General features: G+C 64.4%; 25 protein-coding genes. 20 read left to right on the forward strand and 5 right to left on the reverse strand.

The window, feature by feature from the left end; genetic code table 11:
• Window positions 1–47: 47 nt before the first annotated feature.
• The 4 genes from AC4BCK_RS04580 (at window position 48) to sucD (ending at window position 4,389) form a co-directional block, all read left to right on the forward strand.
• Complete coding sequence (locus AC4BCK_RS04580) at window positions 48–1,358, forward strand: glycosyltransferase (RefSeq protein WP_251423854.1); 1,311 nt, start codon at window positions 48–50, stop codon at window positions 1,356–1,358.
• An 18-nt stretch (window positions 1,359–1,376) separates the two neighbouring features.
• Window positions 1,377–2,063 (forward strand): hypothetical protein, encoded by a 687-nt coding sequence (locus tag AC4BCK_RS04585; protein ID WP_397425778.1) that lies wholly within the window; start codon window positions 1,377–1,379, stop codon window positions 2,061–2,063.
• Window positions 2,064–2,305: 242 nt separating this feature from the next.
• Window positions 2,306–3,475, forward strand: coding sequence for an ADP-forming succinate--CoA ligase subunit beta (gene sucC / locus AC4BCK_RS04590; protein ID WP_174176011.1), 1,170 nt, complete (start codon window positions 2,306–2,308; stop codon window positions 3,473–3,475).
• An 11-nt stretch (window positions 3,476–3,486) separates the two neighbouring features.
• Window positions 3,487–4,389: a succinate--CoA ligase subunit alpha gene (sucD, locus tag AC4BCK_RS04595; protein ID WP_157239019.1), complete on the forward strand. Its 903-nt coding sequence runs from the start codon at window positions 3,487–3,489 to the stop codon at window positions 4,387–4,389.
• Between the two features lie 150 nt (window positions 4,390–4,539).
• Here the strand turns inward: sucD and AC4BCK_RS04600 are convergent, their stop codons facing one another.
• A complete protein-coding gene (locus tag AC4BCK_RS04600; protein ID WP_364272187.1) occupies window positions 4,540–5,022 on the reverse strand; it encodes an SRPBCC family protein in 483 nt (160 codons plus the stop codon).
• A complete protein-coding gene (locus AC4BCK_RS04605) occupies window positions 5,019–5,381 on the reverse strand; it encodes an ArsR/SmtB family transcription factor (RefSeq protein WP_174176007.1) in 363 nt (120 codons plus the stop codon). The genes AC4BCK_RS04600 and AC4BCK_RS04605 overlap by 4 nt, the downstream gene beginning before the upstream one ends.
• A 149-nt stretch (window positions 5,382–5,530) precedes the next feature.
• On the opposite strand from AC4BCK_RS04605, the gene AC4BCK_RS04610 reads away from it, so the two are divergent.
• The 15 genes from AC4BCK_RS04610 to AC4BCK_RS04680 all read left to right on the forward strand — a co-directional run bounded on the left by AC4BCK_RS04610 (window position 5,531) and on the right by AC4BCK_RS04680 (window position 22,496).
• Window positions 5,531–5,935, forward strand: coding sequence for a tautomerase family protein (locus AC4BCK_RS04610; RefSeq protein ID WP_490566642.1), 405 nt, complete (start codon window positions 5,531–5,533; stop codon window positions 5,933–5,935).
• A gap of 202 nt (window positions 5,936–6,137) precedes the next feature.
• Window positions 6,138–7,142, forward strand: a complete 1,005-nt coding sequence (iolC, locus tag AC4BCK_RS04615; RefSeq protein WP_490566643.1) for a 5-dehydro-2-deoxygluconokinase — start codon at window positions 6,138–6,140, stop codon at window positions 7,140–7,142.
• Entirely contained in the window at window positions 7,139–8,089 is a 951-nt protein-coding gene (locus tag AC4BCK_RS04620; RefSeq protein WP_490566644.1) for a Cgl0159 family (beta/alpha)8-fold protein, read from the forward strand. Before iolC ends, AC4BCK_RS04620 begins: the two co-directional genes overlap by 4 nt.
• A 40-nt stretch (window positions 8,090–8,129) precedes the next feature.
• Complete coding sequence (iolD, locus tag AC4BCK_RS04625; protein ID WP_363938916.1) at window positions 8,130–10,058, forward strand: 3D-(3,5/4)-trihydroxycyclohexane-1,2-dione acylhydrolase (decyclizing); 1,929 nt, start codon at window positions 8,130–8,132, stop codon at window positions 10,056–10,058.
• Window positions 10,059–10,102: 44 nt separating this feature from the next.
• Window positions 10,103–11,614 (forward strand): CoA-acylating methylmalonate-semialdehyde dehydrogenase, encoded by a 1,512-nt coding sequence (locus tag AC4BCK_RS04630; RefSeq protein WP_174175998.1) that lies wholly within the window; start codon window positions 10,103–10,105, stop codon window positions 11,612–11,614.
• A 21-nt stretch (window positions 11,615–11,635) separates the two neighbouring features.
• Window positions 11,636–12,547 (forward strand): sugar phosphate isomerase/epimerase family protein, encoded by a 912-nt coding sequence (locus AC4BCK_RS04635; protein WP_174175995.1) that lies wholly within the window; start codon window positions 11,636–11,638, stop codon window positions 12,545–12,547.
• A gap of 46 nt (window positions 12,548–12,593) precedes the next feature.
• Window positions 12,594–13,607 (forward strand): Gfo/Idh/MocA family protein, encoded by a 1,014-nt coding sequence (locus AC4BCK_RS04640; RefSeq protein ID WP_174175993.1) that lies wholly within the window; start codon window positions 12,594–12,596, stop codon window positions 13,605–13,607.
• Between the two features lie 100 nt (window positions 13,608–13,707).
• Window positions 13,708–14,583, forward strand: a complete 876-nt coding sequence (locus tag AC4BCK_RS04645) for a sugar phosphate isomerase/epimerase family protein (RefSeq protein ID WP_363957589.1) — start codon at window positions 13,708–13,710, stop codon at window positions 14,581–14,583.
• Window positions 14,580–16,016, forward strand: a complete 1,437-nt coding sequence (locus tag AC4BCK_RS04650; protein ID WP_364272166.1) for a sugar porter family MFS transporter — start codon at window positions 14,580–14,582, stop codon at window positions 16,014–16,016. Before AC4BCK_RS04645 ends, AC4BCK_RS04650 begins: the two co-directional genes overlap by 4 nt.
• A 256-nt stretch (window positions 16,017–16,272) precedes the next feature.
• A complete protein-coding gene (locus AC4BCK_RS04655) occupies window positions 16,273–17,274 on the forward strand; it encodes a substrate-binding domain-containing protein (RefSeq protein ID WP_188732346.1) in 1,002 nt (333 codons plus the stop codon).
• 64 nt (window positions 17,275–17,338) lie between these two features.
• On the forward strand, window positions 17,339–18,388 hold the full coding sequence (locus AC4BCK_RS04660) for an ABC transporter permease (RefSeq protein ID WP_364272163.1): 1,050 nt from the start codon (window positions 17,339–17,341) through the stop codon (window positions 18,386–18,388).
• A 13-nt stretch (window positions 18,389–18,401) separates the two neighbouring features.
• Complete coding sequence (locus tag AC4BCK_RS04665) at window positions 18,402–19,337, forward strand: ATP-binding cassette domain-containing protein (protein WP_490566645.1); 936 nt, start codon at window positions 18,402–18,404, stop codon at window positions 19,335–19,337.
• Between the two features lie 86 nt (window positions 19,338–19,423).
• Window positions 19,424–20,419: a Gfo/Idh/MocA family oxidoreductase gene (locus tag AC4BCK_RS04670; protein ID WP_366286842.1), complete on the forward strand. Its 996-nt coding sequence runs from the start codon at window positions 19,424–19,426 to the stop codon at window positions 20,417–20,419.
• Window positions 20,419–21,468, forward strand: coding sequence for a Gfo/Idh/MocA family protein (locus AC4BCK_RS04675; protein WP_490566646.1), 1,050 nt, complete (start codon window positions 20,419–20,421; stop codon window positions 21,466–21,468). Before AC4BCK_RS04670 ends, AC4BCK_RS04675 begins: the two co-directional genes overlap by 1 nt.
• Complete coding sequence (locus AC4BCK_RS04680) at window positions 21,465–22,496, forward strand: Gfo/Idh/MocA family protein (RefSeq protein ID WP_490566647.1); 1,032 nt, start codon at window positions 21,465–21,467, stop codon at window positions 22,494–22,496. The genes AC4BCK_RS04675 and AC4BCK_RS04680 overlap by 4 nt, the downstream gene beginning before the upstream one ends.
• Before the next feature lie 31 nt (window positions 22,497–22,527).
• Here AC4BCK_RS04680 and AC4BCK_RS04685 read toward each other — a convergent pair whose 3' ends face one another.
• The 3 genes from AC4BCK_RS04685 to AC4BCK_RS04695 all read right to left on the reverse strand — a co-directional run bounded on the left by AC4BCK_RS04685 (window position 22,528) and on the right by AC4BCK_RS04695 (window position 24,410).
• The gene (locus AC4BCK_RS04685; RefSeq protein WP_490566648.1) at window positions 22,528–22,671 is read right to left on the reverse strand and encodes a hypothetical protein; all 144 of its coding nucleotides are present in this window, start codon (window positions 22,669–22,671) and stop codon (window positions 22,528–22,530) included.
• An 86-nt stretch (window positions 22,672–22,757) separates the two neighbouring features.
• Complete coding sequence (gene iolB / locus AC4BCK_RS04690; protein WP_364406553.1) at window positions 22,758–23,651, reverse strand: 5-deoxy-glucuronate isomerase; 894 nt, start codon at window positions 23,649–23,651, stop codon at window positions 22,758–22,760.
• Between the two features lie 18 nt (window positions 23,652–23,669).
• Complete coding sequence (locus AC4BCK_RS04695; RefSeq protein WP_174175969.1) at window positions 23,670–24,410, reverse strand: GntR family transcriptional regulator; 741 nt, start codon at window positions 24,408–24,410, stop codon at window positions 23,670–23,672.
• A gap of 171 nt (window positions 24,411–24,581) precedes the next feature.
• Here AC4BCK_RS04695 and AC4BCK_RS04700 point away from each other — a divergent pair, with 171 nt between their 5' ends.
• Complete coding sequence (locus AC4BCK_RS04700; protein ID WP_490566649.1) at window positions 24,582–25,721, forward strand: LOG family protein; 1,140 nt, start codon at window positions 24,582–24,584, stop codon at window positions 25,719–25,721.
• Window positions 25,722–25,731 lie beyond the last annotated feature (10 nt).

Consider the following 25,731-nt stretch of genomic DNA (forward strand, 5'->3'; position numbering starts at 1 on the left):
GTTCAGGAACCGTCCTGCTGCAGCGCAGGACCAGTCGGAGCACGGCCATGAAAATCCTGTTCGCCAGCCAGGCCATCGATGGGCACTTCAACCCCATGACGGGGGTGGCGGTCCGCCTCAAAGAACGCGGGCACAACGTCGCCTGGTACACCGGTCCCGTCTTCCGTGACAAGCTCCGGGACCTGGACATCCCGCTCCTTCCTTTCCAGCGGGCCATTGAGCACCGCGTGGATAACCTCTTCGAGCTGTACCCTGAACGCGCCGAGCTCAAAGGACCGCGGGCTATCGGGTTCGATGGGGAAAAGATCTTTGCCAGCAACGTCAGCAACTTCTTCGAGGACATCCGGGAACTGGAACAGGACTTTTCCTTCGACGTGGCCGTGGTGGACAGTTCCATGTTTATCCACCGCCTCGTGGCGAGCCTGATGGGCAAGCCGCTGGTGAACTTCGTGGCTATTCCCAACATGGAGAGCGACCCGCTGGTACCGCCGCTGTTCTTCGGCTTCAAGCCTGCCCGCAACCCGGTAGAGCGATCCATCCAGGCGGCGGCGGGCTTCCTGTCCGACAACGTCATCCTGCGGCCCGCCGGCCTGAGCTACCGCCGCCAGCTTGCGGCCTACGGGCAGGCCGCCCCCAGGCACGGACGTCTGACGGACGAGCCCTACCGGTCCTCAGCGGCCGTCATCCAGACCGGCCCGGAAGCCCTGGACTTCCCGCGGCGGCACCGGAACCCCGCGGTGCACTATGTGGGGGCACTCCTGCCGTACAGGCCCCCGGGACCGGCCGGGGCCGTGGCTGAACGTGACACCAAAGAAGCGGAACGCTGGCCGCAATACCCACGCACGATGCTGGTGACCCAGGGAACCGTGGACAACGTGGACCAGGACAAGCTGATAGTCCCGGCGCTCGAGGCGGTCAAGGACATGGATGCGCTGGTGATTGTGGCCACCGGTGGCCGCGGGACGGAGGCCCTCAGCGCCCGCTACCCGCAGCCCAACATCGTGATCCGCGACTTCGTGGATTTCGCCAGGGTGCTGGATTTTACGGACGTGTTCATCACCAACGGCGGCTTCGGCGGGGTGCAGCTCAGCCTGTCCAAAGGAGTGCCAATGGTGGTGTCAGGGATCAACGAGGGCAAGAGTGACGTCAACGCCAGGGTGGAATTCGCCGGCGTGGGCATCAGCCTTAAAACGGAACGGCCCAAGCCATGGCGAATTGCCCAAGCTGTGCAGGAGATCCTCTCGAATGCTGCCTGGCGGACGCGGGCACAACAGATGCGTGACCACTTCGCCGCAGGGGATCCCGCCGCTGTTGCCGCCGCCGTCGTCGAAAAGGCAGCCGGCCTGGCACCAGACTGAGCGCCGCCATGAAGCATAATGGACCGCATGCGACGGACTGTACGGGGGATGCTCGCCGCCCTTTTCCTCCTGGCTGCAACAGGCTGCACCGTGACGGTGGAGGACCCTGGATACGTGGCACCGCCTCCACTGCCGCCGATTGAACAGCTGGAACAGGCGCCGCTCGTTGACCGGCAGGAATTTTCCCGCGGTGACGATGTCCTCTCCTTCATTACCGAGGACCGGACAGTGGCGTGTTCCCTGACGGCAGCCCGCGGGCCGCACATCAACCTTCCCTATGAGCAGAACAGCTTCAGCGACAGCGACAACAACAAACTGGCCATTGTGCCGGTAGCCCACTGCGAACTGGCCGGATACCCGAAACCCGCCCCGGACGACGTGGCGGATGACTGCGCGGGAACGAATCTCGGATACCTGGGCGGGGTGGCCCTGCTGACGCCGGACAAAGCAACGTACGGAGAGTGCCGGTCCGGCGTCACACAAATGGAAGCAACATACGGCCCCCGCGGCAGCAAGGCCGGCCCGATCGCGGAATTGGCTGTTCTGGCTGACGGACAGAACCTCGAACGCAACGGACTTCGCTGTTCCGCCTACAACGGCGGCGTAGCCTGCGGAAACGTCTCGGCCGGTGTGGGGTTCTTTGTTTCGGAGAACCGTTACGAGCTGATTTCCAGCCCTCCGGAAAGTACCCCGCCGGCACCGTGAAGCCCTCAAAAACCGCGGAAATCCGCGGTTTTTCTACGCTCCATAGAATAGTGTCCTTACTCACATAAGGGGTACTCTGGGACGGCCCGGTCCTCCCAAAGGACTAGAGTTCCCAGTGGAGCATCACGCCGCGTGGCTCGTTTCCAACAGGCCGCCGGTGCGTGCAATTCCGCAGCCCGGTCATCGTCTTCGATGGTGTCCGACTGTACAGAAACTACTTCGACGTAGAAGGACACTAAACCGTGGACCTGTTTGAATACCAGGCGCGCGATATGTTCGAGGCGCACGGTGTACCCGTGCTTGCCGGCATCGTGGCGTACACCCCAGAAGAAGCAAAGGCAGCTGCCGAGAAGATCGGCGGCGTAACTGTCGTTAAGGCCCAGGTTAAGGCCGGTGGCCGCGGTAAGGCCGGCGGCGTCAAGGTTGCCAAGACCGCCGATGAGGCACTTGAGCACTCCACCAACATCCTGGGCATGGACATCAAGGGCCACACCGTTAATAAGGTGATGATTGCCCAGGGTGCGGACATCGCCGAGGAATACTACTTCTCCGTCCTGCTGGACCGGGCCAACCGCAACTACCTGGCCATGTGCTCGGTTGAAGGCGGCATGGAAATCGAACAGCTCGCCGTCGAACGCCCTGAGGCGCTGGCGAAGATCGCCATCGATCCCGCCGTGGGCATCGACCAGGCCAAGGCTGACGAGATTGTCGCAGCAGCCGGCTTCGCCGAGGAACTGCGCGGCAAAGTCGCCGCCGTGATCCTGAAGCTCTGGGATGTCTTCAAGAAGGAAGACGCCACCCTGGTGGAGGTCAACCCGCTGGTCAAGACCGGTGCCGGTGAGATCGTGGCCCTGGACGGCAAGGTCTCCCTGGACGAGAACGCCGACTTCCGCCACGCCAAGCACGCCCTCCTTGAGGACAAGGACGCTGCTGACCCGCTGGAGGCCAAGGCCAAGGCGCAGGACCTGAACTACGTCAAGCTGGACGGTGAAGTAGGGATCATCGGCAACGGTGCCGGCCTGGTCATGTCCACCCTCGACGTCGTTGCCTACGCAGGCGAAAACCATGGCAACGTCAAGCCCGCAAACTTCCTGGACATCGGCGGTGGAGCTTCCGCCGAGGTCATGGCCGCAGGCCTGGACGTCATCCTGGGCGACGAGCAGGTCAAGTCGGTATTCGTCAACGTCTTCGGTGGCATCACCGCGTGTGACGCCGTCGCCAAGGGCATCGTTGGTGCGCTGGCCGAGCTGGGCCACTCCGCGAACAAGCCGCTGGTCGTCCGCCTCGACGGCAACAACGTTGAGGAAGGCCGCCGCATCCTGGCCGAGGCCAACCACCCGCTGGTTACCCTGGCCGCAACCATGGACGAGGGCGCCGACAAGGCCGCCGAGCTCGCCAACGCAGCTAAGTAAAGGGACGCACCATGTCTATCTATCTGAACAAGGACTCCAAGGTCATCGTCCAGGGCATCACCGGCGGCGAAGGCACCAAGCACACCGCCCTGATGCTCAAGGCCGGCACCAACATCGTTGGCGGCGTCAACGCCCGCAAGGCCGGCACCACGGTCCTGCACGGCGACAAGGAAATCACTGTCTTCGGCACCGTCAAGGAAGCCATGGCGGAAACCGGCGCGGACGTCTCCATCGTCTTCGTGCCGCCGGCATTCACCAAGAGCGCCGTTGTTGAAGCCATCGAGGCCGGCATCGGCCTGGTCGTTGTCATCACCGAAGGTGTGCCGGTCCAGGACTCGGCCGAGTTCTGGGCACTGGCCCAGTCCAAGGTGGACGCCGACGGCAACCAGGTCACCCGCATCATCGGACCGAACTGCCCCGGCATCATCACCCCCGGTGAGGCGCTGGTTGGCATTACCCCGGCCAACATCACCGGCAAGGGCCCCATCGGCCTGGTCTCCAAGTCGGGCACCCTGACCTACCAGATGATGTACGAACTGCGCGACCTGGGCTTCTCCACCGCCATCGGCATCGGCGGCGACCCCATCATCGGCACCACCCACATCGACGCCCTCGCCGCGTTCGAGGCCGACCCCGAGACCAAGGCGATCGTCATGATCGGCGAAATCGGCGGCGACGCTGAAGAGCGCGCTGCCGACTTCATCAAGGCCAACGTCACCAAGCCGGTTGTCGGCTACGTGGCAGGCTTCACCGCTCCCGAAGGCAAGACCATGGGCCACGCCGGCGCCATCGTCTCCGGTTCCGCCGGAACCGCCCAGGCCAAGAAGGAAGCACTGGAGGCCGCAGGCGTGAAGGTCGGCAAGACGCCGTCCGAGACCGCCAAGCTGCTGCGCGAAGTCTACGCAGCGCTCTAGTTCCAGTAAGAACCAACGCGGGGTCACTCCCGGCCCGATCCATCCCCTGGATTGGGCGCAGAGTGACCCCGCGTTGCTGCTTAACGTACGACGACGGGAGGTCACCTTTCCAAGCGAAAGGTGACCTCCCGTCGTCGTACTTTTTGCCTGTCAGACCTTGGCGCCGCTGAGGAGTTCGTCCAGCCGCTCATAGCCTTCCGACATACCGCCTTCCATGCCGGACTGCGCCATGCCGTCGCGGGCCTCCTGCGTGGGATAGACCGAATGTCCGCGGAGGCGGCACCGGCCATTGCCCAGGTCCTCGAACGTCATGAACTCCAGGCTGACGACGTCCGGATACCCGCCGAACTCGAAAGTCTGGATGGCGAACTCGTTCTCGCGGACCGTGTGGAAGATGCCTTTGAACTCATAGGGCACTCCTTCCGGCCCGGTGTGCAGGTAGCTGTAACTGCCGCCGGTCCGGAAGTCGTAGTGGTCGATGTCCATCTTGTAACCACGCGGACCCAACCACTGGACGAGAAGGTCCGGCTCCTTGTGGGCCCGGAACACATCAGCGACAGGAAAATCGAACTCACGCTCGTAGTCGATGAAGGGGACTCCCTCAGGAACGCTGAGCTTCAAAGAATTGCTCACGATGACTCCTTTGTATCTGGGCCGCTGCCGGGTGCAGCGTTCGAGATCAGCACGGCATCGAGGCTGCGGAACTGCCCCTCGCGGACCAACCTGTACTGGTCGATCCATGCGGTGAGTGCCTCAAGCCGCGCGGGATTCAGGTGCACGGGCCGCCGCTGTGCTTCCCTGGTGCGGGTGACCAGTTCCGCCTGCTCGAGTACCTGGATGTGCTTCGAGACAGCCTGTTTGGAGATCTCGAAGGGTTCCGCCAATTCATTCACGGTGGCCGGTCCCCGGCTGAGCCGGGCGATGATGCTCCGCCGCACGGGATCGGCCAGGGCCATAAACGCCGAGTCCAAGGCTGCGCTTTCGGAGCCCATCAAAACCTCTCATATTCAACCATATGCTTGATCAACTAACTGGTTGTCTAAGAATATTCCGTCTGCTTCTGTTGCACAAGATGCTCGAAAGTCTTGCCGCCGTTCCAATAACTTTGTTAGTATGTCAGTACAAACTTAAAGGAGAGGCAATGCCACTCGTTCGTATCGATGTAAACCAGGGCCGCAACCGGGGGGACCTTCAGAAACTGAGCCGCGGGATCCATGACGCGATCCTTGCCGAGTATGGCATCCCGGAGCGCGACTACTTCCACATCCTCACCGAGCACCCGGAGGGGCAGATTTTTGCGCAGGATGCCGGTCTTGGCTTTGAGCGGACCAACGGGGTTGTGATGATCCAGATCTTCACCCAGGGCGGCCGGTCCCAGGATGCAAAGCAGCGCCTCTTCGCCGCCGTGGCCGGGAAGCTCGCTGAGGCGGGCATTTCCGGGGAGGATGTTTTCATCGGCTACGTGGAGAACACGGCCGGCGACTGGTCATTCGGCTTTGGCCGCGCCCAGTACGTCACCGGCGAGCTGGCCGTGCCCCGAAAGTAGGGCGTCGTTCAGGCGATGAAAGGCCGCAATGCGCGGCAAAACAGGCCCTATGGCAAGTTGTAAACATGTCAGTACAAACCTTTGACAGGACATTAATTCTAGGGCAAAGTAGTGGATGTGACCCCGCTCATGGAGGGGCCAGCCAGTCACTGGAGCTCTAGCTGTTGAGGACAGAGTCCACATTAGAAAGGTCCGCGATACCGTGACCCACGAACTGCTCACGATCGGGCGCATCAGCGTTGATATCTACCCGAACGACATCGGGGTGGACCTGGAGGACGTGACGTCCTTCGGCAAGTACCTCGGCGGGTCACCGTCGAACGTTGCCGTAGCAGCCGCCCGGCATGGCCGCCGGACAGGCGTGATTACCCGCACCGGTGACGACGCTTTCGGCACGTACCTCCACCGGGAACTGAAGAAGTTCAGCGTTGACGACACGTATGTCACCCCGGTCAAGGAATGGCCAACGGCGGTGACGTTTTGTGCGATCAAGCCGGCCACGGACGAGTTCCCGCTCTACTTCTATGGGCGCTTTCCTACCGCCCCGGACCTGCAGATCAGGGCCGACGAACTTGACCTGGAGGCCATCCGCGAGGCGGGCATCTTCTGGTCCACTGTTACCGGGCTGTGCCAGGAACCCAGCCGAACAGCCCACATCAAGGCACACGAGGCACGTCCCCGGACCGGGCTGAAGGAAGGCCAGTTCACCATCCTGGATCTCGACTACCGGCCCATGTTCTGGGCATCTGAAGGGGAAGCGCGGGCCGAGGTGGCCAAGATCCTGCCGCACGTCACCGTCGCCATCGGCAACGACAAGGAATGCGCCGTGGCGGTAGGCGAGGGAACCCCCGATGAGCAGGCGGACCGCCTGCTGGCCGCCGGAGTCGAGATCGCCGTCGTCAAGCTTGGGCCCGAAGGCGTCATGGCGAAAACCCGCACGGAAAGCGTAGTCTCCGCCCCCGTGCCGGTGCAAACCGTCAACGGCCTGGGAGCCGGCGATTCCTTCGGCGGTGCCTTCTGCCACGGACTGCTGTCCGGCTGGCCGCTGGCCCAGGTCCTGGACTACGCCAATGCCGCCGGCGCGATCGTCGCCTCCCGCCTTTCCTGCGCGGATGCCATGCCGACGCCGGATGAGGTCACCTCGCTGCTCGCGGAACGCGGCCGCCTGTTGCCTGGCCAGTTTGCCACCGAAGGAGCAGCACTGTGACCCTTACACCACTGGCCTCGAACAATGCGCTGGACGACGACCCGCGCCGCTATGCCCACCTGAGCACCATCCGGCTCGAGGACCCGGACGCCGTTGCCCGGGCAGCGAAGGCACGGCGCCGCCACCCTGGGCTGAAGTACGGCAGGCAGAACTTCATCGTGGCCGCCGACCACCCTGCCCGCGGCGCCCTGGCCGTGGGCAGTGACCCTGTGGCGATGGCAGACCGCCGCCAATTGCTGGACCGGCTCCAGATTGCCTTGGCAAATCCGGACGTGGATGGCGTGCTTGCGTCGCCGGACATCATGGATGACCTGCTCCTGCTTGGTGCGCTGGAAGGAAAGCTGGTTTTCGGCTCAATGAACCGCGGCGGACTCGCCGGCCTGGTCAACGAAATCGATGACCGCTTCACCGGCCACACGGCAGCCGCCCTGGAAGCGCTGGGTGCCGACGGCGGAAAGATGCTGACCCGCATCTGCCTGGGGGACCCGGACACGGTGGCAACCTTGGAGGCTACTGCCAAGGCCATCGACTCCCTTGCCGAGCGCAAGCTCATTGCCATGGTGGAGCCCTTCCTTTCGGTCCGGGACAACGGCCGCGTACGGAATGACCTGTCCACGGACGCCGTCATCAAGTCCATTGCCATCGCCGAGGGCCTGGGATCCACCAGCGCCTACACCTGGATGAAGCTTCCCGTCGTGGCGGACATGGAGCGGGTCATGGCGGCCACCACCATGCCCACCGTCCTGCTGGGCGGGGATCCGGACAGCAGCCAGGACGAGGTTTTCGCCAGCTGGCAGGCAGCCCTTGCGTTGCCGGGAGTGCAGGGCCTCACTGTTGGCCGGACGCTCCTGTACCCGGCCGACGGCGATGTTGCCGGTGCCGTGGCCACGGCCGCCTCACTGCTGAACCACACCACCCGAAACCGAACCGAAGAAGTATCGGAGTAGCCTCCCCATGGGAACAACATCAGGAACTGCCACCCGCAGAATGACGGTCGCCCAGGCCGTGGTGGAATACCTTTCAAAGCAGTACACGGTGGACTCCATTGGCGGGGTTGAATACCGTGAGCGGCTGATTCCGGGAACATTCGGCATCTTCGGGCACGGGAACGTGGCCGGCGTGGGCCAGGCCCTGAAGCAGTACCAGCAACTGGACCCGGCCATCATGCCGTACTACCAGGGCCGGAACGAGCAGGCCCAGGCGCACCAGGCCGTGGGGTATGCCAGGCATACCCGCCGCCGCCAGACCTTCGCCATCAGCACCTCGATCGGCCCGGGGTCCTCCAACCTGCTGACCGGCGCCGCTCTGGCCACGACGAACCGGCTGCCGGTGCTGCTGCTGCCCAGCGACACCTTTGCCACCCGCGCCGCGGACCCGGTGCTGCAGCAGCTCGAACAGCCCTACGCCTACGACATCACCGTTAATGACGCCTTCCGGCCACTGTCCAGGTTCTTCGACCGTGTTTCCCGCCCGGAGCAGCTGTTCTCCGCGTTCCACCACGGCCTCCGTGTCCTGACGGATCCGGCGGAGACCGGCGCCGTGACCATCTCCCTGCCCCAGGACGTCCAGGCCGAGGCGTTTGATGTGCCCGAGGAGTTCCTGGCCGAGCGGGAGTGGCGGATCCGCCGCCCGGACGCGGACGACGACGACATCGCCCGCGCTGCCGCGGCCATCCGCTCTGCGAAGCGGCCGCTGATCATCGCCGGCGGCGGCGTCCTCTACGCCTACGCCAACGAGGAACTCGCGAAGTTCGTGGAGCTGACCGGAATCCCGGCGGGCAACACCCAGGCGGGCGTCGGCGTCCTGCCGTGGGACCACAAGTACTCCCTTGGCGCCATTGGCTCCACGGGCACGACGGCGGCCAACGCCATCGCCGCCGAAGCGGACCTGATCATTGGCATCGGCACGCGCTACGAGGACTTCACCACCGCCTCCCGGACCGCGTTCCAGAACCCGGACGTGAAGTTCATCAACATCAACGTCGCTGCGATCGATGCCTACAAGCACGGCACCGCGCTGCCGATCGTGGCGGACGCCCGCAAGGCCCTGGTCAAACTGAACCAGGCACTGGGCGGCTACCGCGTCGGAGCGGACCTCGAGCAGAAGATCGCGGCGGAGAAGAAGCGCTGGGACGCCACCGTGGACGAAGCCTTCGACACCCGCTCCACGCCGTTGCCTGCCCAGAACGAGATCATCGGTGCCACGTCCCGTGCCATGGACCCGGCCGACGTCGTTATTTGCGCGGCGGGTTCGCTCCCCGGAGACCTGCACAAGATGTGGCGGGTCCGTGACCCGTTCGGCTACCACGTGGAATACGCATATTCCTGCATGGGCTACGAGATTCCGGGCGGCCTCGGAGTCAAGCGCGCGGCGCTGGCTGAAGCCGCCAACGGCGGAACCCAGCGCGACGTCGTCGTCATGGTGGGGGACGGCTCCTACCTGATGATGCACACCGAACTGGTCACCGCCGTCGCCGAACGGATCAAGCTGATCGTGGTCCTGATCCAGAACCACGGCTACGCCTCCATCGGATCCCTCTCCGAATCCCTGGGCTCGCAGCGGTTCGGCACCCAGTACCGCGCGCTGAACGAGGAACAGCACAGCTTCGACGAAGGCGACACCCTGCCCGTGGACCTGGCCCTGAACGCGGAATCCCTGGGCGTGAAGGTCATCCGGGTGGAACCGGGCGAGAAGGTCATTGCCGAACTCGAGCAGGCCATCCGCGACGCCAAGGCAGCGCCCGAACGCGGCGGCCCCATCCTGATCCACGTCGAATCAGACCCGCTGCTGGACGCGCCGTCCTCCGAATCCTGGTGGGACGTCCCCGTCTCCCAGGTTTCGGAGCTCGGCTCCACCCAGCAGGCCTACCAGGCCTACACCAGCCACAAAGCCCGCCAGCGCAAGCTGCTCGGCTGATTCCCTCGTCGACACCGAACGCTTTCAACTCAAGGAAGAGCCCCATGACTGTTACAACCGAGACCTCCACCATCAACCACTTCATCAACGGCGCCGAAAGCGCCGGCGAGGGTGACCGCACCACGAACGTCTACAACCCGGCCACCGGCGCCGTGTCCGCACAGCTGCGGCTGGCCAACCGGGCAGACCTGGACGCCACCGTCGCCGCTGCCCGCAAGGCCGCCGACACCTGGGGCGACATCTCCCTGGCCAAGCGCACCGCCGTGCTGTTCAAATTCCGCGAACTCGTCGCCTCCCACGTCGAGGAACTCGCCCAGCTGGTCACCGCCGAACACGGCAAGGTCCTCTCAGATGCCAAGGGTGAAATCGGCCGCGGCCTGGAAGTCATAGAGTACGCCTGCGGCATCCCCACCCTGCTCAAGGGCGACTACTCGGACCAGGTGTCCACGGGGATCGACGTCTTCAACTTCCGCGAACCCCTCGGTGTGGTCGCCGGTATCACCCCGTTCAACTTCCCGGTGATGGTCCCGCTCTGGATGGCACCGATGGCCATCGCCACCGGCAACGCCTTCATCCTCAAGCCCTCCGAACGCGACCCCTCCGCCTCCATGCTCCTGGCCAAACTCTGGAAGCAGGCCGGCCTGCCCGACGGCGTGTTCCAGGTCCTGCACGGCGACAAGGAAACCGTGGACGGTCTCCTGACCCACCCGGACGTGGACGGCATCTCCTTCGTCGGCTCCACCCCGATCGCCCAGTACGTGCACGAGACCGCCACCAAGCACGGCAAGCGCGTCCAGGCCCTGGGTGGGGCGAAGAACCACGCCATCGTGATGCCCGACGCTGACCTGGACAACGCCGCCGACCACCTCGCGGCCGCCGCCTTCGGCTCCGCCGGGGAACGCTGCATGGCCATCTCCGTCGCCGTCGCCGTCGGGGACGCCGCGGACCTGATCGTCAAGAAAGTCGAAGAACGCGCCCTGGCCGTCAAGGTCAACAACGGCACCGCCCCCGACGCCGAAATGGGCCCGGTCATCACCCCGGCCTCCAAGGAACGCATCGTACGGATCGTCACCGAAGCCGAAGCAGCCGGCGCCGCCATGGTGGTCGACGGCCGCGACCTCGTGGTCCCCGGCCACGAAGACGGCTTCTGGGTGGGCCCCACCGTGATCGACCACGTCAAGACCGAAATGACCGCCTACACCGAGGAAATCTTCGGCCCCGTGCTTGTGGTGGTCCGCGTCGACACCCTCGAGGACGGCATCAGGCTGATCAACGCCAACCCGTACGGCAACGGAACTGCGATCTTCACCTCCTCCGGCGCCCACGCCCGGAAATTCCAGCGCTCCGTCACGGTCGGCATGATCGGGATCAACGTGCCCCTGCCCGTCCCGGTGGCCTACCACTCCTTCGGCGGCTGGAAGGCATCGCTCTTCGGCGACAAGCACATCTACGGCCCCGAAGGCGTCTCCTTCTACACCCGCGGCAAAGTCATCACCTCCCGCTGGCCCGAACCCACCCACGCCTCCGGCGCCTCCTACAACTTCCCCTCCAACTAGCCAGAGAAAGACAACGCTGTCATGACTGAGAACAAGCTGATCATCGGCACGGCGCCGGACTCCTGGGGAGTCTGGTTCGCGGATGACCCCAAGCAGACGCCCTGGGAACGGTTCCTCGATGAGGTTGCCGAGTCCGGTTACAAGTGGATTGAACTGGGCCCCTACGGCTACCTGCCCACCGATCCCACGCGGCTGGCGGAAGAACTGAAGCAGCGCGACCTCCAGGTCACGGCAGGCACGGTGTTCACCGCCTTCCACCGCGGACTGGACCAGTGGGAATCCGCCTGGGAACCGGCGCGCAAAGTCGCCGAACTGACGGCCGCTATGGGCGGCGAGCACATCGTGGTCATCCCGGCCATGTGGCGCGATGACGTTACCGGCGAGGCGGTGGAGAGCGGCACCCTGACCGACAAGGCGTGGAGCGACCTTTTCGCCGGCCACAACCGACTGGGGAAGACCCTGCTGGAGGATTTCGGGCTCAAGCAGCAGTTCCATTCCCACGCTGACTCCCACGTCGGGGAGCAGGAAGACATCGAAACCCTCCTGGCCGCCACGGACCCGAAGTACCTGAACCTGTGCCTGGACACGGGCCACGCCGAATACTGCGGTGCCTCCAGCCTCGAGCTGATCAAGAACTACCCGGACAGGATCGGCTACCTGCATTTGAAGCAGATCAACCCGGAGATCCTCAAAAGGGTCAACGAGGAAAACATGACCTGGGCCGCCGCCAACCTGGCCGGCGTCATGACCGAGCCGCCGAACGGGCTTCCCGACCTGCGCGCCGTCATCGAAGCGGTGGAGGCCCTCAACCGGCCCATCTTCGGCATCGTGGAGCAGGACATGTACCCGGTAGCCTTCGATGTGCCCATGCCCATTGCCAAGCGCACCCGCAACTACCTGCTGTCCTGTGGTTCCCGAACCACTGTCAACTGACAACCACACTGCAGCATCCGCTAAGACCCCTGGAGGAACGAAAACAATGACTGAAGCACTCCGCGTCGCCGTCATCGGCGCCGGGCGCATGGGCGCCGACCACATCCAGCGCCTTAACACCCGAATCCACGGAGCCGAGGTTGCCGCCGTCGTGGACGTTGACCTGGCCCGCGCACAGGCGGCAGTTGAAGGCATTCCGGGCGCCGTGGCCCTTGCCGACGCCGAGGAAGCCCTCAACAACGGCGACGTCAACGCAGTACTCATCGCCACGCCGGGCTTCCTGCACGAGGACATCCTGCTGAAGGCCATCGCCAAGGACATCCCGATCCTGTGCGAGAAGCCGCTGACCCCCGATGCCGAGTCCTCCTGGAAGATCGTGGAGGCTGAGGTTGCGCTGGGGCACAAGCGCATCCAGGTGGGCTTCATGCGCCGCTTCGACGCCGAATACGCTGCCCTGGGCCAGATCATCGGCAACCACGAGCTGGGCGAACTGCTGATGCTGCACCACCAGCACCGCAACCCCACCACGCCGCCGGGCTTCACCAACGAGATGCTGATCAACGATTCCGTGGTCCACGAGTTCGATGCCATCCGGTTCTTCACCGGAGAGGAAATCACCAGCGTCCAGGTCCGCATGGGGAAGGCCACCAAGAACGCCCCGGCCGGCCAGCACGATCCCCAGCACGTCCTGTTGGAGACGGAATCAGGCGTCCTGGCCGACGTCGAAATCTATGTCAACGCCAAGTTCGGCTACGAAGTGGCCACCCAGGCCTCCTTCGAAGAGGGCATCGTCAACATCGGCGGCGACAAGGGCCTTTACACCCGCAGCGCCGGCCGCTGGGGCGGCAACGTCACCCCCGGGTTCGAAGAGCGCTTCGGCGCGGCGTACGACGTCGAAATCCAGTCCTGGGTGGACGCTGCACTGAAGGGCGAAATCGGCGGTCCCACCGCGTGGGACGGCTACGCCACCGCGGCCTGCTGCGAGGCCGGCGTCGAAGCCCAGAAGAGCGGCGAGAAGGTGGCCGTGAAGCTCGCCGCCAAGCCGGACCTTTACCGCTGACCCGCGGAGTTTTTGTCCAGATATGCCGACTTCCGGGCCTTCCAACCCTGCGTATCCGGACAAAAACTCCTCCTGACTGATCCACAATGGAGTGTTCCTCGTGAAAATCGCGCTTGACCCCACCCCGTTCCACCACAGCCACAGTCTGCTGGAGTTTCCCCGCGTGGCTGCAGATCTGGGTTACAAGTACCTGCAGCTGACGCCGCATGCAGACATGATCCCCTTCTACAACCATCCAAAGGCGGATGACGAACTCGTCACCAAAATGAACAAGGCGTGCAAGGATGCCGGCGTGGAAATCGCTTCCGTCCTTCCCGTGTTGCGCTGGTCCGGCCCGGACGAGGATGCTCGCGAAGCAGCTGTCCGCTACTGGAAGCGCGCCATCCAGATCACCGTGGATCTTGGCGTCGGCACAATGAACACCGAGTTCAGCGGCCGCCCCGAGAAGGCTGAGGAGTCCGAGCGGGCGTTCTACCGCTCCATGGAGGAACTGCTGCCGATCATTGAACGCGAAGGACTCGATGTCCTGATTGATCCGCACCCGGACGACTTCGTTGAAGACGGCCTGGCCGCCATTCGGGTCATCCGTGGCGTCAACTCTCCCAACATCGGCATGGTCTACGTCGCCTCGCACAGCTTCCACATGGGCAACAAGGCGCTGGAAATCATGCGGACCGCAGGGGACAAGCTACGCCTGGTCCATGTGTCCGACTCGATGGACCACCATGCCTCCCACGGCCTGCGCTACATTACGAATCCGCCGGGCAATGCCGTGCGCGTGCACCAGCACCTGAAGATCGGCGACGGCGACGTGAACTGGGACGAGTTCTTCGGCGGCCTCAAGGAAATCGGCTTCCTGGACAAGGACAACACAGTGATGGTCTCCAGCGTGTTTGCCGAGGATGAGAAGGCCGAGGACGTCTCCCGGTACCAACTGGAGACCATGAAGCAGTACGTCCAGAAAGCTACCGCATGAGTGTCTCCGGTAAGGTCGCGGCGGTCAAAGAGCAACAGCCTCCGAACCATAAGAGGGCGCTGCGGACCGCCACCATCATTTCCACGTTCGGCGGACTCCTCTTCGGCTACGACACGGGGGTCATCAACGGCGCGCTGCCGTACATGCAGGAGGATTTGGGCCTGACGCCGCTGACCGAGGGCCTGGTCACGTCGTCGCTCCTCTTCGGCGCCGCGTTCGGTGCACTGTTCGGCGGCCGGCTGGCCGACCGGAACGGCCGTCGCAAGATGATTATGGTCCTCGCGGTCATTTTCCTTGTGGGCACGCTGGCGTGCACCTTCTCGCCAAACACCGAGGTTTTGATCGCCGCCCGGTTCATTCTCGGCCTGGCTGTGGGTGGTGCCTCCGTCACCGTTCCCGTGTACCTGGCCGAAGTTTCGCCCAGCGCACGGCGCGGACGGATCGTCACACAGAACGAACTGATGATCGTCACCGGGCAGCTGCTGGCTTTCATTTTCAACGCCTACCTGGGCAACACCTTTGGGGAGGCCGGCGGCATCTGGCGCTGGATGCTGGTGATCGCCACCCTGCCTGCCATTGCACTGTGGATCGGGATGAACTTCATGCCCGAGAGCCCCCGATGGCTGGCCTCGATGGGAAGTTTCGGCGAAACGCTCAGCGTTCTCCAACGCATCCGCTCCCAGGCCGAGGCGCGAACAGAGTTCGAGGAAGTCAAGGCCATGGCCGTCGAGGACTACAAGTCCAAGATGGGCTCCTGGAAGGACCTTGGGATCCCCTGGCTGCGGCGGATCTTTATCGTGGGCCTCGGCCTGGCCGTGATCCAGCAGATCACCGGCGTGAACTCCATCATGTATTACGGCACCCAAATCCTCGCCCAATCCGGATTCGGGCGCGAGGCTGCGCTGACCGCCAACATTGCCAACGGCGTCATCTCTGTCCTCGCGACGTTCTTGGGAATCTGGCTGCTTGGCAGGGTGGGCCGCCGTCGGATGCTTATCACGGGGCAGATAGGCACGACGTCGGCGCTCCTGCTGATCGGCCTGTTCTCACTGATCCTGCCTGAAGGCTCAGCCCGTGGTTTCGTGATTCTGTCCCTGACGGTGACATTCCTGGCCTTCCAGCAGGGTGCCATCTCACCGGTCACGTGGCTGATGCTCTCCGAGATTTTCCCGCTCAAGATCCGCGGGCTCGGCATGGGCGCCTCCGCCTTTGTCCTTTGGATCGTCAATTTCATGGTGGGGTTCGGATTTCCGCAGCTCCTGGCGGCGATCGGTCTGTCCAGCACCTTCTTTGTGTTCGCCGTGCTCGGAGTGGGCGCCATAGCGTTTGCCGCCAAGTACGTTCCCGAAACCAAGGACAAGAGCCTTGAAGACGTGGAGCACTACTTCAAGAACGTGGCCGGAACGAAGCCGGAGGCCGTCGCGAGCCAATAAGAACGCCGAGCCGCAGGAGGGCACCCTCGTCTCCCAAGACGAGGGTGCCCTTTTTGGGTCTTCGCACGTGGTGCCAGCGGCTCGGTAACCGCGGAAATCTCCCGGATTTCGCGGGTCCTAGCACCCATGTTACGTGCGTACATACTAATGTCAGGACAAACTATTGACATGTGTGGTTCAAGTCACCATGATCGTAGTAAGCACATTCCGGCGACTGCATCGTGGCAGTCCGGAGCTGATATCAAAGGAGATACTCGTGGCTAGATTTTCCTGGCGTAAAGCAACACTTGTAGCGGCTGTCGTGCCGATGCTGGCACTGAGCGCCTGTTCGAGCACCGGAGGCAGGACCGAGGAGGCCGGCGGCGCAGCAGGCGGCGGCCAGGTCGCTACAACAGAACGCATGAAGGTTGCACTCATCACCCACGCCGCTCCCGGTGACACCTTCTGGGACATCCTCCGCAAGGGTGCCGAAGAAGCGGCTGCAAAGGACAACGTGGAATTGCTCTACACCTCGGATCCTGAGGGCGGACGCCAGGCCCAGCTGATCCAGCAGGCAATCGACCAGAAAGTCGGCGGCATCGCCGTGACCTTGGCCAAGCCGGACGCCCTAAAGGACGTCCTCAAGAAGGCCGCGGACGCCGGTATCCCCGTAGTCAGCCTTAATTCAGGTGCTGATGTTTGGCAGCAGGTGGGCGCTTTCACCCACTTCGGTTCGGACGAGAACCTCGCGGGCGCGGCCGTGGGGGAGAAGCTCTCCTCGCTGGGAGCAAAGCGCCCCATCTGCGTGATCATGGAACAGGGCAACGTGGCACTGGATGCCCGGTGTGCCGGCGTGAAGTCCAAGATCCCGGCTACTGAGAACCTGTTTGTCCAGGGAACCGACATGACCCAGGTTTCCTCCACAGTCACTGCGAAACTCCAGGCCACCCCGGATGCAGACGCCATCATCGGACTGGGAGCGCCGTTCACGTTGACCATCAACAAGGCAGTGGAGTCCCTCAATCTGCAGGACAAGGTCAAGGTAGCCTCCTTCGACATGAACGGTGAACTGGCCCAGGCCATCATCGACGGCAAGGTTGCCTTTACCGTCGACCAGCAGCCGTGGCTCCAGGGCTATGGAGCCGTCGACGCCCTCTGGCAGGTCAAGCGGGGCGGCATCCACGTAGGTGGCGGGCTTCCGGTGCTGACCGGCCCGTCGATCATCGATCAGGCAGCAGCTCCTGACGTCCTCAAGTTCGCCAAGGAAGGCATCCGCTAAGGATGCTTTGAGCGGGTTCCGGGGCCCTTGCGGCTCCGGAACCCGCCATAGCAGGAGAATCCCCATGACCCAGACTCTGACCAAACCCTCCGTCCCCGCGACCGATGAACGCATCGGTAAGCGCAGCCCCCTCCAGAAACTGCTCGGCCGCCCTGAGGTCGGCGCCCTGGTGGGCGCCATTGTCCTCTTCGTTTTCTTCGCCGTGGTTTCCCCGACCTTCCTGCAGCCTTCGTCCTTCGCGACCGTGCTGTACGGCAGCTCAACCATCGGAATCATGGCCGTCGGCGTCGCGCTGCTTATGATCGGCGGCGAGTTCGACCTTTCCACAGGTGTCGCCGTCATCAGTTCGGCCCTTACCGCCTCCATGTTCAGCTGGTACTTCAGCACCAACGTCTGGGTTGGTGTCGCCCTGGCACTGCTGGTTTCCCTGGCCATCGGATACGTCAATGGCTGGATCCTGATGAAGACCAAACTGCCCAGCTTCATCGTCACCCTTGCCACGTTCCTGATGCTGACCGGCCTGAACCTGGGCCTGACCCGCATGATCGGCGGCGGCGTATCTTCCCCCTCGATCTCGGACATGGACGGCTTCGCCTCCGCCCGCGCGGTGTTCGCGTCATCAGTGAGGATCGGCGGGATTGATGTCCAGATCACCGTATTCATCTGGATTGCCCTTGTGGCGGTGGCCACCTGGGTGCTGATGCGGACCCGCGTGGGGAACTGGATCTTCGCCGTCGGCGGTGATGCGAATGCGGCCCGCGCCGTGGGCGTTCCGGTCAAGGCCACCAAGATCGGACTGTTCATGGCAGTTGGTTTCTGCGGCTGGATCCTGGGCATGCACAACCTGTTCGCCTTCGACGCGGTGCAGTCCGGTGAGGGCGTGGGCAACGAGTTCCTCTACATCATTGCCGCTGTGATCGGCGGGTGCCTTCTCACCGGCGGCTACGGTTCGGCTGTTGGCGGCGCCATCGGCGCGTTCATCTTCGGCATGGCCAACAAGGGCATCGTCTACGCACAGTGGAACCCTGACTGGTTCAAGTTCTTCCTGGGCCTGATGCTGCTTCTCGCCACCATCGTCAACCTCATCGTCAAGCGCCGCGCGGAACTGAAGTAAAGGGGTCCGGAAAATGAATGCCCAAAAAATTGACCAGCGCACCTTGCTGCAAAACGAAAAAGATCCGCTCACGCATACTCCTGTGCACCTGCTGTCCCTTGATGCCGTAGGCAAGCACTACGGCAACATCGTGGCGCTGAGGGATGTCACGATGGCAGTCGACAACGGCCGTGTCACCTGCGTGCTCGGTGACAACGGGGCCGGCAAGTCCACGCTCATCAAGATCATCGCCGGCCTGCACCGGCACGACGCTGGAACGCTGAACATCATGGGCGAGGAGCGGAAGTTCGATTCGCCACGTGATGCACTGGATGCAGGCATCGCCACGGTCTACCAGGACCTGGCGGTGGTGCCGCTGATGCCCATCTGGCGCAACTTCTTCCTTGGCTCTGAACTGACCAGCGGATTCGGTCCCTTCAAAAGCATGGATGTCCAAAAGATGAAGGACATCACCAAGAAGGAACTGGCTGAGATGGGCATCGACCTCCGCGACGTGGAACAGCCCATCGGCCAGCTCTCGGGCGGTGAGCGGCAGTGCGTGGCCATTGCCCGCGCCGTCTACTTCGGCGCCAAGGTCCTGATCCTGGACGAACCGACGGCGGCGCTCGGCGTGAAGCAGTCGGGCGTAGTTTTGCGCTACATCCTCCAGGCAAGGGACAGGGGACTCGGGGTCATCTTCATCACCCACAACCCGCACCATGCCTTTCCGGTAGGGGACCGGTTCCTTCTGCTCAAGCGTGGCAAGTCCATCGGCTACTACGACAAAAAAGACATCACCCTGGACGAGCTCACCGCCCAGATGGCCGGCGGCGCTGAACTTGCCGAACTTGCGCACGAACTCGAACAGCTCGGCGGCCACAGCGATGTGGTCAAGGAAGTGCAGGCAGAAGTCGCCGACGTCACCCACGGCGCAGAGACGCCGAAGGAAAGCGGCCCCCGGCACGCCTAGTACTGACCGGAACGGGGCCCCCGGAATGCCCGACGGGCCCCGCTCCACATCGCCCACAGACAACGAACAGCAGACAGGAAGAGAACATGCCGATCCGTGTGGGCGTCATCGGCGCCGGCGTCATGGGCGCAGACCACATCAGGAACCTGACCACCGCCGTCAACGGTGCAGAAGTCACCTTCGTGGCAGACCTCGACGCCGGACGGGCAACGGCAGCTGCACCGCCGTCGGCCCGGACCACCACCGACCCTTCCGAGCTGATCAACTCCAGCGAGGTGGACGCCGTCGTCATCGCTTCCCATGACTCGACCCATGCGGGACTGGTGCTGGAATGCTTCGAAGCTATGACGCCCGTGCTCTGCGAGAAGCCCCTGGCCCCCACCATCCTGGAAAGCCTCGACGTGGTGGAGGCTGAGGCGGACATCCTTGCGGCAACAGGGGCCAGGCTGCTGTCGATGGGCTTCATGAGGCGGTTTGATCCCGGCTACACAGCACTCCGCGAAGCCACGCGGGTCCGCAGCAACGGCGAACCGCTGCTGGTGCACTGCACCAGCCGCACCGCAACTGCGGGACCCGGTGCCGGCTCGGAATCAGCCATCACCAATTCGGCCATCCACGAGTTCGACATCATTCCCTGGCTGCTGGGGACACCCATCACCGAAGTTTCATGGCAGGCGGGGCGCAGCTCCCGGCACAGCACCGGAGACCTTCAGGACCCGGCCTTGATGCTCCTCCGGACAGCCGACGGCACCCTTGCCACCCTCGAACTGTTCCTGAACGCGCAGTATGGCTACACCACCCGCTGCGAGGTGGTGTCCGAGAGCGGTACAGCTGCCCTCCCGGAACCCGCCGCGCTGCTGGTCCACCACGAGGGCCAGCAGCGGTCCGTCATCCCCGCTGACTGGCGCCCGCGCTTCGCCGACGCGTACCGCCTGCAGCTCCAGGCCTGGATCTCTGCCCTGGAACGCGGAGACACCCCGCCGCTCGCCACGGGGGAGGACGGCCTGCGGGCATCGCAGGTGGGCCAGGCAATGATCCGTTCACTGCACAGTGACGGATCCTTTACGAAAGTGATCTATTGATGGCTGCCGCCGTCCTGCCGGCATCACGCGTCCCCGATTCGAAGGACGCACCGTCGCTGCGGTGGGGCATCATGGGGCCGGGGTGGATTGCCGAGCGGTTCACGGAGTCGGTGCAGGCGCATTCGCGCCAGGTGATTGCCGCCGTCGGTTCCCGCTCGTTGTCCCGCTCCAAGGAATTTGCCGAAAAGTTTGGCGTGCCCGCCGCGTACGGAAGCTACGAGGAACTGGCATCTGCTCCTGATGTCGACATCGTTTATGTCACCACGCCGCACAATTTCCACCACAGCGCTGCCCTGCTCGCCCTCGAAGCAGGCAAACATGTCCTGGTCGAAAAACCCATCGGACTCAACGCGGAGCAGGCGCGGGACATCGCCGCGCGTGCCAGGTCCGCTGGCGTTTTCGCCACCGAAGCGATGTGGACTTTCTTCCTGCCGAAATTCGACATCATCCGGCAGATTCTCGAGGCCGGAACGCTGGGGACCATAACCACCGTGGTGGCGGAGTACGGCGAACACTTCAACCGCACCCACCGGATCTTCGATCCGGCACTGGCCGGAGGTCCGCTGCTGGACCTCGGAACCTACCCCTTGGCGCTCATCACCGAAGTCCTGGGCGCCCCGGAGCGGATGCATGTCCTGGGACAGCCGCACGAATCCGGGGTCCACGCCCAACTCTCGGCCATCATGGGATTCGCGGGCGGGAGCCAGGCTGTCATGAACACGCAGCTGCACAATTTCACACCGACGGCTGCCACGATTGTCGGCTCCCAGGCAACCCTGACCATTGATGGGCCCTTCAATATGCCCGGCGGTTTTGATGTGCGTTTCCACGACGGAACACAGCTGCGCCACAACGAACCCGCGGGCGGGCACTTCGAGGGTTTGCACTACGAAGCGGCCGCAGTTGCCCGTTGCATCGCTGCCGGTCGGACGGAAAGCCTCGAGCGCCCGCTGGACGCCTCCGTCCGCACCATGGAAGCAGCAGACGAAATCCGCCGCCACCTCGGCATCACTTTCCCTGGCGACGACAGAACAAAGGAAGAACTGTGAAGGACATAACTCTTGGATTGGTGGGCGTGGGCCGTATCGGCGCCATGCACGCGGACAACATCTCCATGCTCAACGGCGCATTCAAGGCTGCGGACATCAACGTCCGGCTCCGGCTGACGGACGTCGCCGAAGAACACGCCAGGGCCGTGGCTGCCAGGGTGGGCGCCGAGTTCCTGCCGTCCGTGGAAGCACTGCTCGCGTCGGGCCTGGACGGGCTGGTGATCGCCACCGGCACGGGCACCCATCCCGGCCTGATCAAGGCCGGCGTGGACGCCGGAATCCCAGTCTTCTGTGAAAAGCCGGTAGCCATGAACGTTGCGGAGGCCCTCCCGGTGCTTGACTACATCCGGGAGAGGAACGGCATGGTCCAGATCGGACACCAGCGCCGTTTCGACGCCGGCTACCTTGAAGCCAGGCGGGCTTACCGGGCCGGCGAGCTGGGCTGGATCCACTCCCTGCGCGCAGTCACCTGCGACATGGCACCGCCGCCTGTCGAGTTCCTCGCGACCTCCGGCGGGCTTTTCCGCGACTGCTCGGTCCACGACTTCGACATTTTGCGCTGGCTGACCGGCCGCGAAATCGTCGAGGTCTATGCCAAGGGCTCGAACAACGGCGACCCGGCGATCGCCGACGTCGGTGACGTGGATACCGCGCTGGCGCTAGTCACTTTCGACGACGGGACGGTAGGCACAGTCTCGGCGACGCGGTACAACGGGGCTGGCCATGATGTGCGGCTGGAAATCCAGGGGTCCAGCCGGTCGCTTATGGTGGGGCTGGACGAGAAGACCGCCATGGCATCGGCCGAACCCGGCGTCGACTTCCCTGTGGGCGGGCCGCACAGGACGTTTGCGGAGCGCTTCGACCAGGCCTATCGATCCGAGATGGCCGCCTTCGTTGAGTTTGTCCTCGGCCGGAGGGACAACCCTTGTACACCTGAGGACGCTGTGGCCGCTTCCCGCGTGGCCGATGCTGCCCAGGAGTCCCTGGCCACCGGCCTTCCGGTGAAGGTGGCGCTGGCCCCGGCCTAAACGGCGGAGGGGTCGGGGGAGCGCCGGACCATCAGGGCAGGTGGGCAAGAATGGCCGTAGGCAGGGTGGCTCCGGAAGCCAGGAATGCCTCCATGACAGCCCGCCCGCCGCGCTCCGTCATGTCGCTGTGCATCAGCATCAGCATCAGCATCGGCTCAAGGCCGAACTGCCTCATCGTGTGCAGGTAGCCTTCCCGGCGGGCCGTGTAGGGCAGCGGTCGAGGAAGAGGCTCCACTATGCCACCGCCCGTCCATGCCGGGGTCAGGCGCCGAACGGGAGCCGCGGATCGACGTCCTGGCCGTCCCAGGTCCGGCGCACCCAGCCATGGTGGGGGTCGTCGCTGATGAGCCATTCGCGCACGGGCCCGGGCCCGGCCATGACGTTCAGGTAGTAGAGGTCGTACCCTGGTGCGGCCATGGCAGGACCGTGCCAGCCATAGGGAACCAGGACAACGTCCCCGGTGCGGACCTCCGCAGAGACGTCGATGGGGCGCTCGTCCGAGGCGTAGACGCGCTGGTAGCCGATGGCGTCCGCGTCGTCGGGAGCGGCCGAGCCCTCCGCCACCCGCGTCTCGAAGTAGTAGATCTCCTCGAGGTGGGTCTCGCCGTCCTTCTCCTCGTCGTGCTTGTGCGGGGGATAGGAGGACCAGTTGCCGGCGGGGGTGAGGACCTCGCAGACGATGAACCGGTCAGCCTCCAGTGCGGCCGGTGTGCCAAAGTTGTGGACCTGGCGGGAGCAGTTGCCCGCGCCACGCAGCTCAACCGGGGTTTCGGCGGCGGTCACCAGGCGGGTGGGGTACGCGTCCTTCGCCGGCGCCGTGGCTACCGCTACCCTCCCGCCATCGGCCGAGCGGATGCTGACGGCGCGTCCTGTGCCGGTGTACAGAACGTCGCTGGGGCCGTGGAAGACGGAGGCGCGGCCGTCCAGTTGGTAGGCGGTGCCGTCGACCGTGACGGTGAAGGATCCATTAAGGGGCACCACGATGCGTTCCTCGTCTGCGGCGGGAAGGACGACGTCGGCCCCTGCGGCGAGCGTGGCAACTTTCAGCCCGGTGTGTGCCCAGCCGTCCACGGACAGTGCCGAGTCGGAGGTACCGATCGAGACGTCCCACGTGCCGTCGGTGGCGGTGCCCAGTGGGTAGACCCAGTTGGTCATGGAGGGTGGCTCCTTGCGTTAGCGCTGTACGAGTGTCATTTCAAAGCTGTAGGAATCCCCGCGGTAGACGTGGTGCCCGGTTTCCACGCGGCGGCCGGTGTCATCGGTGGCAGTACGCTCCATGGTCACCAGCGCGGATCCGGGCGCGGTCTCGAGGAGGGAGGCCTGGTAGTCGTTGGCCACCACGGCGCCGATGCGCTGGTTGGCGAGCCGGAAGTTGACGCCGCCGCGGCGCAGGATGGCATAGAGGCCTTCCGCGGACAGTGTGGCTTCATCCATTTCGGCGATGTCGTCACGGACCCAGTTCTCCATAAGCGCCAGGGGTTTGCCTGCCACTTTCCGCAGCCGGGTGAAGTGGTAGACCTTGGAGCCGGCCGGAAGCTGGAGGGTGGCCAGGGTGGCGTCGTCCGCCTCCACGTGGGCGAAGCTCAGGACGTCGGTGGTGGGCTTCTTGCCGTTGTTGGTGAGGTCGTCGTAGAGGCTGGAGAGCTCAAGCGGGCGGCGCACCTGGCTTGATACCACCTGGGTTCCGACGCCGCGTTTGCGCACCAGCAGCCCGGACCGGACCAGTTCATCCATGGCTTTGCGCATCGTGGGGCGGGAAAGGTTCAGCTGGGCGGCCAGGTCAATTTCGTTATCAAGCCGGCTGCCGGGCTCCAGCACTCCGCTGAAGATTGCGGCCTCTATTCCCTGCACCACCTGGTGGTAGAGCGGGACGGGGGAGGAGCGGTCGATGCTGAGACCCAGGTTGTGCGCCACGGTACTTCCCTCATGTTCCTTGTCGCGGACGTTGTCGCCCGGGTGGGGCGCGAACGGCCGCTTTGCCGCTATATGTTCGCTTGATAGGACATACTTTTCTTCTTCTCCGATCCTAGCAGTCCGGCCATCCGGGTCAAGGGGAGCGGGGCCGCGTTGCTTTAGGTTTAGAGAGTGAACCTCTCCGGAAACGTGGGCCCCCACCCGCACAACCTTGAAGTGCAGGACCTGGACAGCTTCGACCGCCTGGTCAGCGCCGGTGCGGTGGACATGCGCGGCTGGCACGCGCAGTCCCTGGACCTGAGGGGGAGGACCGGCGCACTGCAGCGCCTGCACGTGGAGGGTGCCATCTTCCTGGGCTGCACCTTCGACGACGGGGTGGAGGACGTGCTGCGGCGGCGGGGAGCACTGATCTTCCCGCGGCTGGAGACGGTGCCCTTCAACCCCTACCGGGCCGATTTGTACTCACCCCAGGAGCTGTACGCCGGGCTGCCCGACGCCCCCTACGAAGCCCTTCCGGACGCCCGGATCTACCAGTGGAGCATCCAGCCAGGCATGCGGCACCGGCTGGACGCCACCCTGGCCTCAGCGCTGCACGACCACGCCATCGGCGACGCCCTGGACGATGTGACCCGGACAGGCCCGTTCCACGGCCGGGCCATGGTGGGTGTCATGGGCGGGCATGCCGCACAGCGCGGCAGCACCGAATTTGCCCAGGCCGCCCTGCTGGGCAGGCTCCTGGCGCAGGATGGGCACGTGGTGGCCACCGGCGGGGGACCGGGGGCCATGGAGGCGGCGAACCTCGGCGCGTACCTCAATGAAGTGGACGACGACGGCGTGCAGGCGGCGCTGGACATCCTCGCCTCCGTCCCCGGCTTCCGTCCCTCGGTGTCCGCGTGGGCGCGGGCGGCGGCAGCCGTCGTCGAACGCTTTCCGAGCGGTACGCCGTCGCTTGGGATCCCCACCTGGTTCTACGGGCACGAGCCGCCCAACTACTTCGCCACGCACATCGCAAAATACTTTGCCAATGCCATCCGGGAGGCGATCCTGCTGGAACTGTGCACGGGAGGGATCGTGTTCCTGCCCGGAGCTGCCGGCACCGTCCAGGAGATGTTCCAGGATGCGTGCGAAAACTACTACGGGGCGCGGGAGAAGGTGACGCCCATGGTGCTGGTGGGCCGGCACCACTGGGAACGCCAGTACCCGGCCTGGCCCATGCTGCAAAGCCTTGCGGCCGGCCGGCCGATGGAGGACCGGATTTTCCTGGTGGACACTGTCCAGGAGGCGGTGGAGGTGCTGCGGCTGTCCGCCTGAGCGGTGGGGC

This window comes from Pseudarthrobacter sp. As-47 (assembly GCF_058215595.1).